The organism is Janthinobacterium sp. SUN206 (genome assembly GCF_030587305.1).
In the GTDB taxonomy this organism is placed as follows: Bacteria; Pseudomonadota; Gammaproteobacteria; order Burkholderiales; family Burkholderiaceae_D; genus Janthinobacterium; species Janthinobacterium kumbetense.
Map to the genome: position 1 here is coordinate 225,805 of NZ_JAPWIB010000007.1, position 14,245 is coordinate 240,049.

Annotated in this window: 9 protein-coding genes; 5 read left to right on the forward strand and 4 right to left on the reverse strand. The window is 64.5% G+C overall.

From position 1 onward, the window contains the following. Window positions 1–7: 7 nt before the first annotated feature. Genes O3300_RS28215 through O3300_RS28230 form a run of 4 tightly spaced genes read right to left on the reverse strand, consistent with a single transcriptional unit; the run spans window position 8 to window position 4,574 of the window. Complete coding sequence (locus O3300_RS28215) at window positions 8–967, reverse strand: MlaD family protein (RefSeq protein WP_099666176.1); 960 nt, start codon at window positions 965–967, stop codon at window positions 8–10. Beyond that, complete coding sequence (locus tag O3300_RS28220) at window positions 967–1,863, reverse strand: ABC transporter ATP-binding protein (protein WP_289919968.1); 897 nt, start codon at window positions 1,861–1,863, stop codon at window positions 967–969. The genes O3300_RS28215 and O3300_RS28220 overlap by 1 nt, the downstream gene beginning before the upstream one ends. Next, complete coding sequence (locus O3300_RS28225; protein ID WP_289900480.1) at window positions 1,863–2,996, reverse strand: ABC transporter permease; 1,134 nt, start codon at window positions 2,994–2,996, stop codon at window positions 1,863–1,865. The genes O3300_RS28220 and O3300_RS28225 overlap by 1 nt, the downstream gene beginning before the upstream one ends. A 57-nt stretch (window positions 2,997–3,053) precedes the next feature. Further along, complete coding sequence (locus O3300_RS28230; protein ID WP_305054735.1) at window positions 3,054–4,574, reverse strand: B12-binding domain-containing radical SAM protein; 1,521 nt, start codon at window positions 4,572–4,574, stop codon at window positions 3,054–3,056. Between the two features lie 134 nt (window positions 4,575–4,708). Between O3300_RS28230 and O3300_RS28235 the strand changes: the two genes are divergently transcribed. Genes O3300_RS28235 through O3300_RS28255 form a run of 5 tightly spaced genes read left to right on the forward strand, consistent with a single transcriptional unit; the run spans window position 4,709 to window position 14,007 of the window. Further along, window positions 4,709–6,325, forward strand: a complete 1,617-nt coding sequence (locus O3300_RS28235) for a DUF2138 family protein (RefSeq protein WP_305054736.1) — start codon at window positions 4,709–4,711, stop codon at window positions 6,323–6,325. Beyond that, a complete protein-coding gene (locus O3300_RS28240) occupies window positions 6,322–6,996 on the forward strand; it encodes a DUF1175 family protein (RefSeq protein WP_305054737.1) in 675 nt (224 codons plus the stop codon). Before O3300_RS28235 ends, O3300_RS28240 begins: the two co-directional genes overlap by 4 nt. Before the next feature lie 8 nt (window positions 6,997–7,004). Further along, window positions 7,005–11,540: an alpha-2-macroglobulin gene (locus O3300_RS28245; protein WP_305054738.1), complete on the forward strand. Its 4,536-nt coding sequence runs from the start codon at window positions 7,005–7,007 to the stop codon at window positions 11,538–11,540. A gap of 26 nt (window positions 11,541–11,566) precedes the next feature. Then, window positions 11,567–13,249, forward strand: coding sequence for a DUF2300 domain-containing protein (locus tag O3300_RS28250; protein WP_305054739.1), 1,683 nt, complete (start codon window positions 11,567–11,569; stop codon window positions 13,247–13,249). Between the two features lie 29 nt (window positions 13,250–13,278). Continuing rightward, window positions 13,279–14,007 carry a YfaP family protein gene (locus O3300_RS28255; protein ID WP_289900474.1) on the forward strand — a complete coding sequence of 243 codons (729 nt, stop codon included), beginning with the start codon at window positions 13,279–13,281 and terminating at the stop codon, window positions 14,005–14,007. Window positions 14,008–14,245 lie beyond the last annotated feature (238 nt).

Here is a 14,245-nt window from a genome sequence, read left to right on the forward strand (position 1 = left end):
AATCTCCTTATTTGCCCGGCGCCGAAAAACCGGGCTCGCCCGGGCCGGGCGGAATGTCTGGGGCGCCGAACAAGATGCTCTGCGGCTGTTCATTGAGCGTGCTCATGGTGGTTTTCAGGGCGCGCATCGAGGAACGCGCCTCGCCGCTCAGTTCGATTACCTGCGGCAAGACTTCCAGCGACACGCCATTGGCCACCGTTTCCACGGAATTGCCGACCCGGTCGACCGTGCCATTGACCTTCTCGAGCACGCCGCCGGGCGCCTGGATATCGTTGCCCAGCTTTTTCCATGTGGCCGTCAAGTCCGACACGTTCTTGCTGGCCGTACTGACGGCCGTCAAGGTTTGGCGCGTTTGTTCCGTCAGCTGCGGCAATTGCGTCAGGGTCGGTTCCAGCTGCTGGGGAATGGCGCCGAAGGCCTTGGCCGCCTTGCCCACTTCGTTGAAGGCGCCCAGCATGGCCGCCTGGTTGTCGGGGCTGAGCAGGTTGTTGACCTTGTTGGTGATCTGTTCGGCCTGGTCGAGGATGCGCTTGCCGCGTTTTTCCAGCTGGTCGAGCAAGCCCGCGCGCAGGGGAATCAGCGAGGGCTTGTCCTTGCTGGTGCCCAGCAGTGTCGAGCCCACGTGCTCGTCGTCGAGCTGGATGTAGGCGATACCCGTCACGCCCTGGTAGCCCAGGGTGGCAAAGGTGGTGTTGGTGACGGGGGTGTCGGGCGCCACGCTGATGTGCACGAGGATCTGTCCCGCTTTTTGCGTGTCGAAGTCGATGGCGTCGACCTTGCCCACTTCCAGGCCCCGGTAGCGCACGGTCGCTTGCGGATTGAGGCCAGGCACGGACAGGGTGGTGGCGAGCAGATACGGCACCCGTTCCACGCGGTCGCGGTTGAACCAGACGCCGAACAGGATGGCGGCCACCAGCAGGGTGAGTGTAAAAAATCCCGTCATCAGGGCATGTGATCTGTTTTCCATTACTTCTCCGCTTTCTTGTCTGTGCCGGCGTCGTCGCCCGGCTGCGCCGCCTTGCCGGCCGCCTGTTTCTCGTCGAGGACGGCCAGCGCGCGCTTGCCGCGGTCGCCGAGGAAAAATTGCTTGATGAACGGGTGGTCGACTTCGATCACTTCGCGCGTGGGGCCGATGGCGATCACGTGTTTTTCCGCCAGCACGGCGATGCGCGTGGACAGGGCGAACAAAGTGTCGAGGTCATGCGTGACCATCACCACCGTCAAGCCCAGTTCGCGGTGCAGCGACTGGATCAGGGACACGAAACTTTCCGACAGATCCGGATCCAGGCCGGCCGTCGGTTCGTCGAGGAACAGCAGCTTCGGTTCCAGCGCCAGGGCGCGCGCCAGGGCCACGCGCTTGATCATGCCGCCCGACAAGTCCGACGGCATTTTCAGCGCATGTTCCGGGCCCAGGCCCACCATATTCATTTTCAATAGTACCGCGTCGTGCACCAGCGCCTCGGGCAGCACGCGCAATTCGCGCATCGGCTGGGCCACGTTGTCGAACACGGTCAGGGCCGAATACAGGGCGCCTTGCTGGAACAGCATGCCCCAGTGGTTGCGCAATTGCTGCAGCTGGTCGGAACTTGCCTGGTTGATATCTTCGCCAAAGACTTTGACGCATCCGCGCGCCGGATGTTCCAGGCCCAGCATCTGGCGCAGCAGCACCGTCTTGCCCGTGCCGGAGCCGCCCACGATGGAAAGGATCTCGCCCCGTTCGATTTCCAGGTTCAAGTCCTGGTGCACGACGGTGCGGCCGAACTTGGTCCACAGATTGGTGATGTCCACCACGGGCGCGTCGCCATGCAGGTTGAACTGGCCTTCCTTGCCCGTGCCACAGGCGATATTGGTGTCGTCCGCCATCAGTAGCCCACTCCATTGAAGACGATGGCGAACACGGCGTCGGCCAGGATCACCACGGTGATGGCCGTGACGACGGCGGTGGTGGTGCCGCGCCCCAGGCTTTCCGTGTTGGCCTTGATGCGCAGGCCGAAGTGGCATGAGACCAGCGCGATCAGCATGCCGAAAATCACGCCCTTGCCCAGGCCGATCATGTAATTGGCCAGCGGCACGGCGTCCGGCAGCTTCTGGATGAAGTAGCGCGCCGACAGGTTCAGTTCCACCTTGGCCGCCACCATACCGCCGATCAGCGCGGCCGTATCCGTCCAGATGACGAGCAGGGGCATGGAAATGGCCAGGGCCAGCACTTTCGGCATGATCAGGCGGAAACCGTGCGAAATGCCCATCACCAGCATGGCGTCGAGCTCTTCCGTGACGCGCATGACGCCCAGCTGGGCCGTGATGGACGAACCGGAGCGGCCGGCCACGAGGATGGCGGCCAACAATGGCCCCAGTTCGCGGATGACGCTCATGCCCAGCAGGTTGACCAGGTAAATGTCGCCGCCAAAGGCGCGCAGTTGCTGCGCGGACAGATAGGACAGCACGACGCCGATCAGGAAGCCGACGAGGGCCGTGATGCCCAGCGCCTGGAAGCCCGCATGGAAGATATTGGCGGAAATTTCACGCCACGGCCCGCGCATCGGATGGCGCGCGAAGCGGCCGATATCCTGCGTCACCTGGCCTACGAGGGCGATAAAACCCTTCAAATGTTGGAAAAACAGCAAAATAGCCATGCCCAGCTTCATCACGGGCGTGAGGCGGTTGGCGCGCGAGGGTGGCGTTTCCAGCGGCCCCGTTTCTTCGATGCGCCGGAAAAACTCTTCCTGCGACGGCGCCAGGGTCAGTTGCGCGGGACGCCGCTTGCCCCAGGCATTCCAGAACAGCTGGGCGCCGATATGGTCCATGCTGTCGATGGCCGACAGGTCCCATTGCGCCTTCGCATCGCCCTGCAAGGGCTTGAGCTGGGCATCGATGGCCTTGATCGCATTGTCATGCGCCAGCGCGTGCACCTGCCAGGTGCCGCTGGCAGTGACAAGGGCTCCCTGTTGGGAGCTGGTCTGGGAGAGGGTCAGTTTCGGCGATTGTACAGTCGGCATCGTGCCAGTTTAAGGGAGAATGGCGCAGACCGCCACCGCTGTTCAATCGCCGGCCTGTCAGGACGCCAGGTGGCGTGCCTGCCGCTGCGGCAGGGCGACGTCCGGGCGCACCTTGGCATTGCTAGTACTCACTTCGGCTGGCTTGGCATGTGCGTTGGCTTGCGCGCCGCCCGCATAGTCGCTGGCCACGAGGGCATTGGCTTCAAGCGCGCTCATGCCGCGCGTCTGCAACCATTGCGCCACCAGCTTGGCCAGGCGCTCCATGGCGATGCGGTGGGTGGCGTCCGTATGGGCGTACAGCCAGTTCGAAAAGTCCATGAAGTTTTCAAACGGCGCATCGCCCAGCATCCATTGCACCGTATTGGCGAAGCGGCCCGAGTTGGCCACCAGGTCCCAGTAGCGGGCGAAGCGCACGAGGCGCTGCATGCTCATGAAATCGAGCTGTTTGTTCGCCAGGATGGTGTACGGCGGGTGCGGGTCGAACACCATGCCATAGTTTTCCGTATGGCGGATGATGGGCGTGCCGCGCAGCCGTTTTAATATGCCGAACTGGATTTCATGCGGTTTCAGGGCCACCAGCTTGTTGAAACCGGCCGCAAAGCTCGCTTCATCCTCGCCCGGCAAGCCGGCGATCAAGTCCACGTGCAAATGGGCGTTCGATTCTTCGCACAGCCAGCGGATGTTGTCGGCCGCCTTTTGATTGTCCTGCTTGCGGCTGACCAGCGATTGCACGTCCGGATTGAAACTCTGGATGCCAATTTCAAATTGCAGCGCGCCGGGCGGGAACTTGCTGATGCCTTCCTTCAAGGCGTCGGGCAAGTGGTCGGGCACCAGCTCGAAGTGGGCGTAGATCGGATCGTCCGGATTCGCTTCGATCTTGTCCAGGAAGAACTGCATGATCTTCAGGCTGGTCTTGATGTTCAGGTTGAAGGTACGGTCGACGAACTTGAACAGGCGCGCGCCGCGCGCATGCAGGGATTCCATTTCGGCCAGGAAGTTCTCCAGCGCGAAGGGCCAGGCTGTCTTGTCCAGCGCCGACAGGCAGAATTCGCACTTGAACGGGCAGCCGCGCGACGCTTCCACGTAAATCGTGCGGTGGCGGATATCGTCGTCTGTATACAAGGAGTAGGGCAGTTGCAGTTCCGCCAGCGGGGCTTGCACGCCCGCATGGATCTTCATCAGCGGCTTCGGGCCGTGGAGGATCTCGCCGCACAGCTTGGGGAAGGTGACGTCGCCCCAGCCCGTGATCAGGTAGTCGGCCAGCTTGACGATCTCTTGCTCGCCCGCCTCATGCGACACTTCCGGCCCGCCCAGCACGATGATGACTTCAGGCGCCACGCGCTTGAGCATGGCCACCAGTTTCGTCGTTTCCTCGACGTTCCATATATACACGCCAAAACCGATGATGCGCGGCTTGTTGACGAGGATGCGCTCGACCAGTTCCGTCGTTTTCGTGCCGATAACGAATTCCTGCAGCCGCGTCTGCGCTTGCAGCGGCCCCATATTGGCCAGCAAATAGCGCAATCCCAGCGAGGCGTGGGTATAGCGGGCGTTCAGGGTGGAGAGCAGGATGGTCATGGGAGGCGATTGAAACGGCGAAACCGCTATTTTACGCTGTCGCGTCAGCTGTGCGCTGCGGCCACAAATGCCATGTTACCATTTGTCAATAATTACTAACTTGTCAATGCTACGGCGGGTAAAAGGGATATACGGTGCTGGCGAAAAAAGTACTCAATAAGAAAGTTCTGCTCGGGGCGCTGGCTGGCGTGGCCGTGGTGGCTGCCGCGCTGGTCGGTTACCGGGTCTTCGGCTGGGGCATGCTGGGGCCGGTCAACGGCCTGAAGCTGGACTTATCCAGGCCCGACGCGCTGGTCCGCACGAAAAGCCTGTCGACCTTGCCGCGCGACTTGCTGACGGTGCCGCTGGCGCGCGACGTGCTGCGCGAGGATTTCCTGTTCTATTACGAGCAGAGCGAAGACCGGCTGGGGCTCAAGGGCAGTTTGCGCCGCATCGCCTACGAACATGAACTGGGCTGGGGCGACCAGCTGCTGCGCATGGTGCTGGACCAGCCCGCGGAAGTGGCCCTGTGGCGCGACGCCGACGGCTCGCTCAAGCATTTCGCCATCGCCGTGTCGCGCAACCAGCTGACGCGCCTGCTCGAGGAAGCGGGCAAGATCGCCTTGAAGGATACGCAAATGCGCGTGGCCGGCAGCTTGCGCGTCGATGGCGGCCAGGTGCCCGTGTATGCGCTCAATTACGCCTACCAGCGCACCTTGCTGTTTGCCGCGCACGGCCAGCGCCTGGTCATCCTGTCCCATCCCGGCATGCTGTATGGCGGCAGCGACGGCAAGAGCGGCGATGGCACGGCCGAGAAAACCGTGGCCAGCCTGCTGGCGCCGGAAGCAGCCAAACAGAACGTCTTTCATGCGCAATTCCATCTCGACGGCGCCCCGCCCGAGGGCCACAGCATCGCCGTCAAGGCGGATTTCCTGTCGTTCGGCTACCAGCCCTTCTTCGGCGCGCTCGAAGCGCTGCGCTTCGATTTTCAGAAGGGCGCCTGGCAGTCCAAGGTGCTGCTCAATGCGGACAAGCTGAAAAACGGCGGCTATGACAGCAGCGCCCTGTGGCCCGTGCTGCCGCACAGTCCCAGCGCCTGCTTCAGCGTGCCGGTGGACTGGGCCGCGCTGCAACCGGTGCTCAAGCGCCTGGGGAGCAAGACTTCCGAGCCGGTGGTGCCGCTGGCCGGGCACTTGCAAGGGCCGGCCGCCGCCTGCTGGTACGGCACTTCGCGCCTGCATACGCCGGTGTTTGTCGCCACGCGCAGCGCGCAGGCCGGGGATGACGCTGTATATGGCAGCCTGTTCGAGGCGGCCATCGGCGGCAAGGACCCCGTGCGCAAGACTACCGGCAAGGATGCTAAAGGTGGGTTCGTGCGCTGGGAGCGCAGCGTCGCCACGGCCCTGGGCCAGTCCACGCCGGCGCTGGCCGTGGCCGGCAATACGGTTGTCTTCTCGGCCGACGGCAAGCTGGTGGACCAGGTGCTGGCCGTGCGCCGCAAGCAGGCCCCGGCGGCCAGCGACCTGCTGCCCGATGGCGCGCATACCATCGGCCTGATCGCCCCGGCATCGCTGGCCCGGCTGATCCAGCTGGAAGCCTTCGATACCCTGCCGGCGAATAACGAACCGGTACTGCGCGCGGCCGCCAACGAACACCTGGTGCCGCGCCTGAACGCCTTGAAAAAATATCCGCCGCTGCGCATGGTGCTCAAGCGGCAGCCAGCCAGTGGAACGTCATGGGAAGCGCTGGAATGGCAGGAGACTGCGCGATGACGGTGCGGCACGCGCGCCGCGCGGCCTTGCGCTGGCTCGCGGTTTGCGCCGCCACCGTGGCAATGCCCCGGGCGTGGGCCCTGCGCGCGGCCGCCGAACCGCAAGTGCAGCTGTCGCAGGCCCAGAGCCGCGCCTTCCAGGCCTGGATGTTGCGCATTGTCAATGTGCAGATCGAACGGGGGCCGTCGCCACGCTGGACGCACCGCGATTGCGCGGGCCTCGTGCGCTTTGCCGTCAATGAGGCGCTCACCGTGCATGATGCGAAGTGGCTACGTGCAAATGGCATCGCCAGCGACCGGCGCCTGCCGCCCGAGCTGGAATTGAGCGCGGCCCAGGCGGCCCTGCGCAACCGCTGGGTGCAGACGGATGGCACGGTCGGCCACTTCGTCACGGCACTGGCGCTGGTGCAGCACAACAGCCGTTTCATCGCCCGCGAAATCAGCCAGGCGCTGCCCGGCGACCTGCTGTTTTTCGACCAGGGCGATGAACAGCATCTGATGGTCTGGATGGGGGCGCGCATCGCCTACCACACCGGCACCGTCACCCCCGACGACAATGGTCTGCGGACCGTCGATATCAAAGAACTTACGAGCTGGAAGGACACGCGGTGGCAACCTGTGGTCAACAATCCGAATTTCGCCGGTGTGTTCCGGCTGGCGTTCCTGTCATGAAGCTTCTCATGAAGCTGTTATTTTCCAGCCTGCTGGCGTTGGTCCTCATTGGTGGCGCCTCGGCGCAGGAACGCGAACCGAGCAACTACGCCACCTTCAAGGGCGAACCCTTCTTTCTGCTGTCGGACGCCAGCTACGGCAGTCTTGATGAAGCGCGCGTGCGCCTGGAAGTGCCGGGGCGCGACATGGGGCGCATGAACCTGGAAGCGTATTCGGGCGCCGACATCGTCGTCTACCGCGTGCCCGAACCGATGGAATTCCTGAAAAAGCAGCGCAATCTGCACCGCATCCAGGTGGAGGGAAATTACCAGGGCGAGGGCCTGGCCAACATCTTGAGCTTTCTGTGGGATAGCTGGTGGAAGCAGTCGCGCCTGGCCTGGCGCAAGCTGTTTTCCGGCGAGGCGCGCCTCGCGGTCACGAAGGAACAGCCGCAACTGGCGACGAATGACGCGATCCGCCGGCGCACTGTGTTCGCCAACCATCCCCAATACAAGCCGATCAAGGGCATGGAGCTGGTCGACAGCTTCCGCTATCCGATCTGGCAAGCCAAGGCCATCACACCGCCGAAAGGCGTCAAGCTCGATGGATCGAGCAGCGATTTCATCGTCGCCGGTGCCGGCAACGTGATGATCCCGCTGGGCAAACGCCAGCCTGGCTTGTACCTGATCGAAGCGATCATCGGCGAACACCGCGCCACCACCCTGGTGTTCGTGTCGGATACGGTGGCCGTCACCAAGGTATCGTCCGGCCAGATGCTGGTGTGGACGGCGCGGCGCGACAACAGCGCCGCCGTGGCCGGCGCCAGCGTGGCGTGGACCGACGGCACCGGCGTGCTGCAGTCGGCCACCACGGGCGCCGACGGTGTCGCATCGCTCGAGCGCGGCAGCCCCGAACACACGTATGTGCTGGGCCAGGACCGTGCCGGCGGCGTGTTCGTGTCCGAGAATTTTTACTATGACAGTGAAATCTATAACACCAAGATTTATGCGGTGACGGACCGGCCCCTGTACCGGCCCGGCGACGAGGTCAACGTCAAGTTTGTGGGCCGCGAATTCACGTCGGCGCGCAACTCGCAGGCGGCCGCCAGCGCACCGCTAAGCTTGACCGTGCTCAATCCGAATGGCACGCCGCTGCTGACGCAAACGCTGCAGCTGTCCGGCGACACGGGCGCCGACACGCGCTTCCGCCTGCCGACGGAAGCCACCGCCGGCGGCTATGAACTGCGCTTCAATTACAAGGATGGCGCATATGGCGCGGCCTTCCGCGTGGCCGAATACATCAAGCCGCACTTTGAAATCAACGTCCAGCCAGCGAAGCCGGAATTCAAGACGGGCGAGGCGGTCAAGGGCAGCATCGCGCTGCGCTACCCCGATGGCAAGCCGGTGAAAAACGCGAAGATGACCCTGTCGCTGCGCGGCCAGCAAAACACCATGGTCGAGGGCGAGTTGCGTTACAGCGGCCTGTTCCCGGTGGCCTTGAAAACCGAGGAAGTGACGAGCGACGGCAGCGGCAATGTGGACTTCACCTTGCCGCCCGCCGCCGACCCTTCGCGCTACATCCTGACTGTGCTGGCGACCGATGGCGCGGCCTACCGCGTCAAGGCGACGCGCGAGCTGATGATAGAACGCTCGAGCAGCAGCTACCAGTTGAAGGCCGCGCGCCAGTTTTCCGATCCGGGCCAGTCCGTGTATTTCGACTTGCTGGCCGACGGCCAGGGCGCGGCCAAGCCCGTGCGCTGGGAGATGGTGCAGCTGGAAAAACAAGGCAAGACCGAGGGCGCGTTCGATCCAAACGCCAAGGGCTGGGACGTGACATTCCCCGCATCGGGTTCGTATCAGCTGGCGCTGCGCGACGAACGGGGCAACCTGCTGGCCGCCGCCAGCCACTGGGTTGCCGGCGATGGCGTGCAAACGACGCCGGGCAGCATCGAGATCGTGCTCGACCGCGCCCGCTATCGTCCGGGCGACACCGCCGAGGCGCTGATCACTTTCTCGGACAAGGTCGACCAGGCGCTGTTGACGCTCGAACGCGACAAGGTGGAGCACCATGGCTTGATGGCCGGCGCCGCGGATTGGTACCAGGCGAAGCGCGTGGCGCCGCGGCAGTGGCGCGTGCGCATCCCCGTCAGGGAGGAGCATGGCCCGAACATGACGTTCTCGGTGGCGTATACGCGCAATGGCGACTTCGTCTTCGAGAATGCGGGCCTGCAAGTGATCGAGCCGCGTATCGCGCTGCAATTCAAGAGCGACAAGGAGGTCTACCAGCCCGGCGAGAAGGTGACCTTGGACGTCAAGGCCACCCTGGACGGCAAGCCGCTGAGCACCATGGTGGCGCTGGGCGTGGTCGATGAAATGATCTATGTGCTGCAGCCGGAAATCGCGCCGGATATCGGCGACTTCTTCTACCATCCGCGCCGCAACAACGTGCGCACCACGGCCAGCCTGTCTTTCATCAGCTACGACATGGCGCAGGGCCGCACCGCCGGCGCGCCCGCGCGCCACAATTACAACGAGCGCGGCGTCAAGGTGCTCGAACGTCCGCGCCGCGACAATATCGATACGGCGTACTGGGCGTCATCGCTCAAGACCGACGCGAATGGCAATGCGCGCGTGAGTTTCACCATGCCTGACGCGCTGACCCGCTGGAGGATTACGGGCCGCGCGATGGACGAGCAGGGGCGCGTGGGCCAGCGCACTGCCTATCTGCGGTCGGACAAGAACTTCTATGCCAAGTGGACGGCGCCCGATTGGATGCGCGCCGGCGACGCGCCGCGTGCCTCGGTGGCCGTGTTCAACCAGACTGGCAAGGAGCAGGCGCTCGACGTCGTTCTCTCCGGCGGTGCGCAGCCGAAGACGGAAAAACTGTCCGCCAAACCGGGCGTCAACTACGTCGAGTTTCCGCTCGCTGCTGGCGCTACCGGGCCGCTGCGCCTGGAGTTGAAACAGAACGGCAAGCTGGTCGACGCGCTGGACACGGCCATGCAAACCTTGCCCGCCGCCTGGAGCAGCCCGCGCACCCTGGTGCTGCCGCTCGATGGCGCCACGAGTGATATTCCACTCAAGCTGCCGGCGGACGCGCGCAATATCCGCGTCTCGTTCGCGCAAGGTGCAGCCAGCCAGTTCGCGCGCATCGCCGACGACCTGATCGACTATCCATATGGCTGCGTGGAGCAGACAGCGAGCCGTTTGATTCCGCTGGCGCTGGCCACGCAAAGCCTGGGGCCGGACGCCGGCGCAGCGGGTGAGCGTCTGCAAACGCTGCTGACGGCGCAGCGCCTGCGATTGGTGTCGATGGCCGGCCCCAACGCCGTCTTCGGCTGGTGGGGCAATGCCACGGCCGGCAATGCCTTGATGACGGCCTACGCCTATTACGCGGACTGGTACGCGGCGCGCGCGCTGCGCATCGAGCTGCCGCCCGAGCACTGGAACAAGCTGCTGGCCGTCTACAGCGAACATGGCTTGAAGGATGCGATGGGCGACCGCGCGCTGGTGCTGTGGATGGCGCGCGAAATGGGCTTGCCCACGCAGACATTGGCAGCCGGCCTGGTGGACGACAGCGCCATCGCCGTCCTGGGCGGCAAGCCGCGCCAGGCGGGCGACAGTAGCAGCCTGCTGCTGGGCGGAGCCCTTGACCGCGAAGCGCAAGCGATGTCGCTGGGCCTGGTGGCGCTGGTGGCCGGCCAGAATGGCATCGCCTTGCCGCATGGGCTGCAACTGCAAGTGGCCAGCGCCTGGCAAGTCTTGCGCGAATCGAAAGCGCCGGTGGCGCAAGCCTTGCTGATGCTGGCCGGCGAAGTACCGCCATCGCAGGCCGACGCGGTGCTGGCTGGCGTGCGCGCCGAGATGCCGACCCTGGACCGCGCGATGACGTTGATGTGGGTGCAAAAGAAGCTGGGTGGCGCATCGTTCGGCAAGGGGCCGGCCGTCACGCTGGACGGCGCCTGGCAAAAACGCGACAGCCGCAGCGGCCAGCCGGTCTGGCGCTGGAACGACGCCAAGGGCCAGCCCGACAAACTGCGTCTCGCTGCACCGGCGCCCGCAGGCACGGTGGCCGTGCTGCAGTACGACAGCCACGCCGTCGAAGTGCAAACCTTGCCGGTTGCCGTCGAGCGCCGCATCCTGCGCATGAAGGCGGGCAAGGGCGGCTACACGACGGAGCTGGTCAAGCCGGGCGAGGTGCTGAGCACGGACGCGCTGTACCTCGATGAAATCACCTTGAAGGCTGCACCGGGAGCGAAGCACCGCTTTGGTTTGTTGGAAGTGGCGCTGCCACCGGGCGCCATGGTCGAATCGACGACATGGGGCATGGTCATGGCAGGTGACAAGCCGGCCGCGCTGGAACGCGCGCGCCACACCGAACGCCGCGACGGCTATGCCGTGCCGATCGAGCCTTTGGCCGGCGACGTGACGGTGCGCCATTTGCTGCGCTTTGCGCAGAAGGGCAGTTATGTGCTGCCGCCTGCGCGCTTTTACCGCATGTATCAGCCGGAGCAGAAAGCGTTCGAGGGCGGCGGCAAGACCACGCGCGCACTGAAGGTCGAGTGATGCGTGTGGCAATTCCCGCATTGTTGGTGACGCTGCTACTGGCCGCGCCAGCCTGGGCGCAGCCATCGGCAAAATCGCTGGATGTGGCCTGGTGGCGCGATGGCAAGATCGAAGTGCGGCAGCTGCGTCAGGGCGGCGCCGCGCAGCCCCTCTCGCCGCCGTTTGACGGCGCGCGGCAAATACCGCTGGCCAGCCTGTGGAAGCTGTTCGTATATATATACGCGACGGATAACAAGGTGGCGATGCCGGATTACCGCTGCGGTGGCCGCGATCCGGAAGAAGTGTATTGCTGCGATGCGGGCCAGAGCATCGGTCACGATGCGGCGCTGGCGCAGTCCTGCGGCCCATTTTTCTCGCCCAGGCGCTTGATGATCGCGCCGGCGGCATGGCGCAACTACTGGACCGGCCGTCTGGGGAGCGCGCCGGCCGGCGACTTTGCCTGGCTGGCGGATCCCGCGCAGATGGCGCCGGCGCACACGGTGCGTCTGGATAGCCTGCTGCGCGCGCTGGACAGCATCCCGGCCGCCAGCCGCGTGGATGCCGAGGCTGCGCTGCTGCGCGTGGTGCTGGACGGACGCGGCGCCGGTACGGCGCGCTGGTTCGGCAGCCAGCTGCGCGTAAAGACGTATTCCTGGCACGAGCAGAAAAAGGGTCAGGCAGAAGAGCGTATCGGCGGCGCGGCCGGCTGGCTGGCCGACGGCACGCCGATCTGGTTTGGCGGCGCGGGCGGCAGCAGCAATGTCTTTGCACAGTGGGCGCCCAGGCTGGCCGCCAGCTTGCCGAAACTGGGCGCGGCCGACGATGGCGGCTGCGTGGTCGTCGATTACTTCAAACGCTATCCGATCCGCGCCGTGCGCGGCGAGCGTGGCGTGGCCGCAACTGGTCCGCTGAATGGCCGCTACCATGTGCAATTCGAGAATGGCCAGAACCTCGCCTTGCGCAGCACCGGTGAACTGATGCTGTTGCAGGAAAAGGGCGGCCGCCCGCAATTGCGCGGCCGCTTCGGCGTCAATGAATATGTGGCGCGCGTGCTCGACCGCGAAGCGAACGCCGGCGAGCCGGAAGCGGCCAAGGCGCTGGCGATCGCCGCGCGCACGTATCTGCAGCAGAACGCGGTGACGGTGGCGGGCTGCCAGCAGATCGCCGACAGCAGCGCGACCCAGCGCGTCAGTCCCAGCCCCGCCACGCCGGCGGCGCTGGCGATTGCGCGCTGGACCGACCAGCTGATCGTCGATGGCGTCACCGTGCGCTATCACAGTAACCAGCCGTCCGAGGGGACGATGGCGTGGAGCGAGGCGGTGCGCCAGGCCAGACAAGGCAAGCACTATGATGAATTGCTGGCGGCGGCGTATCCTGGTGGCGCGCTGAGTACCTTTGGCAATACCGGCGCGCGTTGCCGGCGCCTGGCGCAGAACGAGGACTGGCTGGCGCGGTCCGTGCCGCGCTGGCAGCGCGTGCTGCTGCGGGAGGCCGGCTACGAGGCGCCGTCGCAAGCGCCGCTGGTCTGCGCCTTGCAGAGCGGCGCGCCGTATTCGGAGCAGTCGCGCAACCGCATCTTCATGCGGCCGCTGGCCACGCGCGAGGATCGCATCACCTTGGCCCATGAATACCTGCATCTTGGTCTGCGCAACCATCCGCGCGGCCAGGACGAAGAATATGTCGAGCGGCTGGCCCGCCGGCTCGTCGACCTTAACCTGGAGGCCCTGTGAGTTTTTATATCCGCTGCTCGATTCCGCTAATGCTATTGCCAATCTGGGCGCAGGCCCAGGTCACCATCGACGCCCCCAGGAGCGGCTGGCGCAATTCGGCCGGCGCCAGCGAGCAATACACGCAAGCGGTCAACTACCCCGCCGCGTCGGTTAACCTGCAGCCGGGCCAGGCCGAGACGGCGCAGATACGGGGACGCATCGCAGGCGCCGTCAAGGGCAAGCCCGCTACTTTGGTGGTCAATGGCGTGGCGATGCCGATGGAAGTGGGAGAGGATGGCAGCTATGGCCGTCCGTATGGCTTTGGCAGCGGCTCGAACAGCGTGGAAGTGCGCTCGCCGGATGGCCGGAGCCGCGCGCGCGCCCAGTTTGTTGACAGCTACCAGGGCAAGACCCAGGCGCGCCTGCGCATCGTGCTGTCCTGGGACAGCGCCGGCACCGACCTCGATATGCACGTGGTCACGCCGGACGGCGGCCATGCCTGGTACGGCAATCGCGTCCTGAAAGATGGTGGCGCGCTGGATGTGGACGTGACCACCGGCTATGGCCCGGAGATTTTCTCCAGTTCGGCGCCTGTGAAGGGTAATTATCACGTCTATGTGAATTACTACGGCAGCGGCGAGAACACCGCCATGCTGACCGTCGCCCGCATATCGGTCATCACCAACGAAGGCACGCCACGTGAAAAGCTGCAGAGCTTCCAGGTGCCGATGCGGGCCGCCGGCGAATTGACCTTGGTGAAATCATTCGTCTTGCCATAAATGGCTCTTGCGGACACGCTGTTGCTTGGCTATAATTCGCCCCCTCGCTGAACGACGCATGCAAATGCAGCGTGAAGTGAGAAAAGTTTTTAAGCGCAATGCGCTGAAAAACGGGGTTGACGGACGTAGCAAATTGCTTCATACTCTTCCTTCTTCGCAGCTGACAAACACAACGCTTTGTCGATAGCGCGAAAGCAGTAACCGAATACAGTTCTTTAACAATTAACAGTCGATAAGT

Excerpts from the sequence above, each read along its gene's own strand:
- O3300_RS28230 (WP_305054735.1), bottom strand. The coding sequence starts at position 4,574 with ATGACCATCCTGCTCTCCACCCTGAACGCCCGCTATACCCACGCCTCG.
- O3300_RS28215 (WP_099666176.1), bottom strand. The coding sequence starts at position 967 with ATGGAAAACAGATCACATGCCCTGATGACGGGATTTTTTACACTCACC.
- O3300_RS28255 (WP_289900474.1), top strand. The coding sequence starts at position 13,279 with ATGCTATTGCCAATCTGGGCGCAGGCCCAGGTCACCATCGACGCCCCC.
- O3300_RS28225 (WP_289900480.1), bottom strand. The coding sequence starts at position 2,996 with ATGCCGACTGTACAATCGCCGAAACTGACCCTCTCCCAGACCAGCTCC.
- O3300_RS28220 (WP_289919968.1), bottom strand. The coding sequence starts at position 1,863 with ATGGCGGACGACACCAATATCGCCTGTGGCACGGGCAAGGAAGGCCAG.
- O3300_RS28245 (WP_305054738.1), top strand. The coding sequence starts at position 7,005 with ATGAAGCTGTTATTTTCCAGCCTGCTGGCGTTGGTCCTCATTGGTGGC.
- O3300_RS28240 (WP_305054737.1), top strand. The coding sequence starts at position 6,322 with ATGACGGTGCGGCACGCGCGCCGCGCGGCCTTGCGCTGGCTCGCGGTT.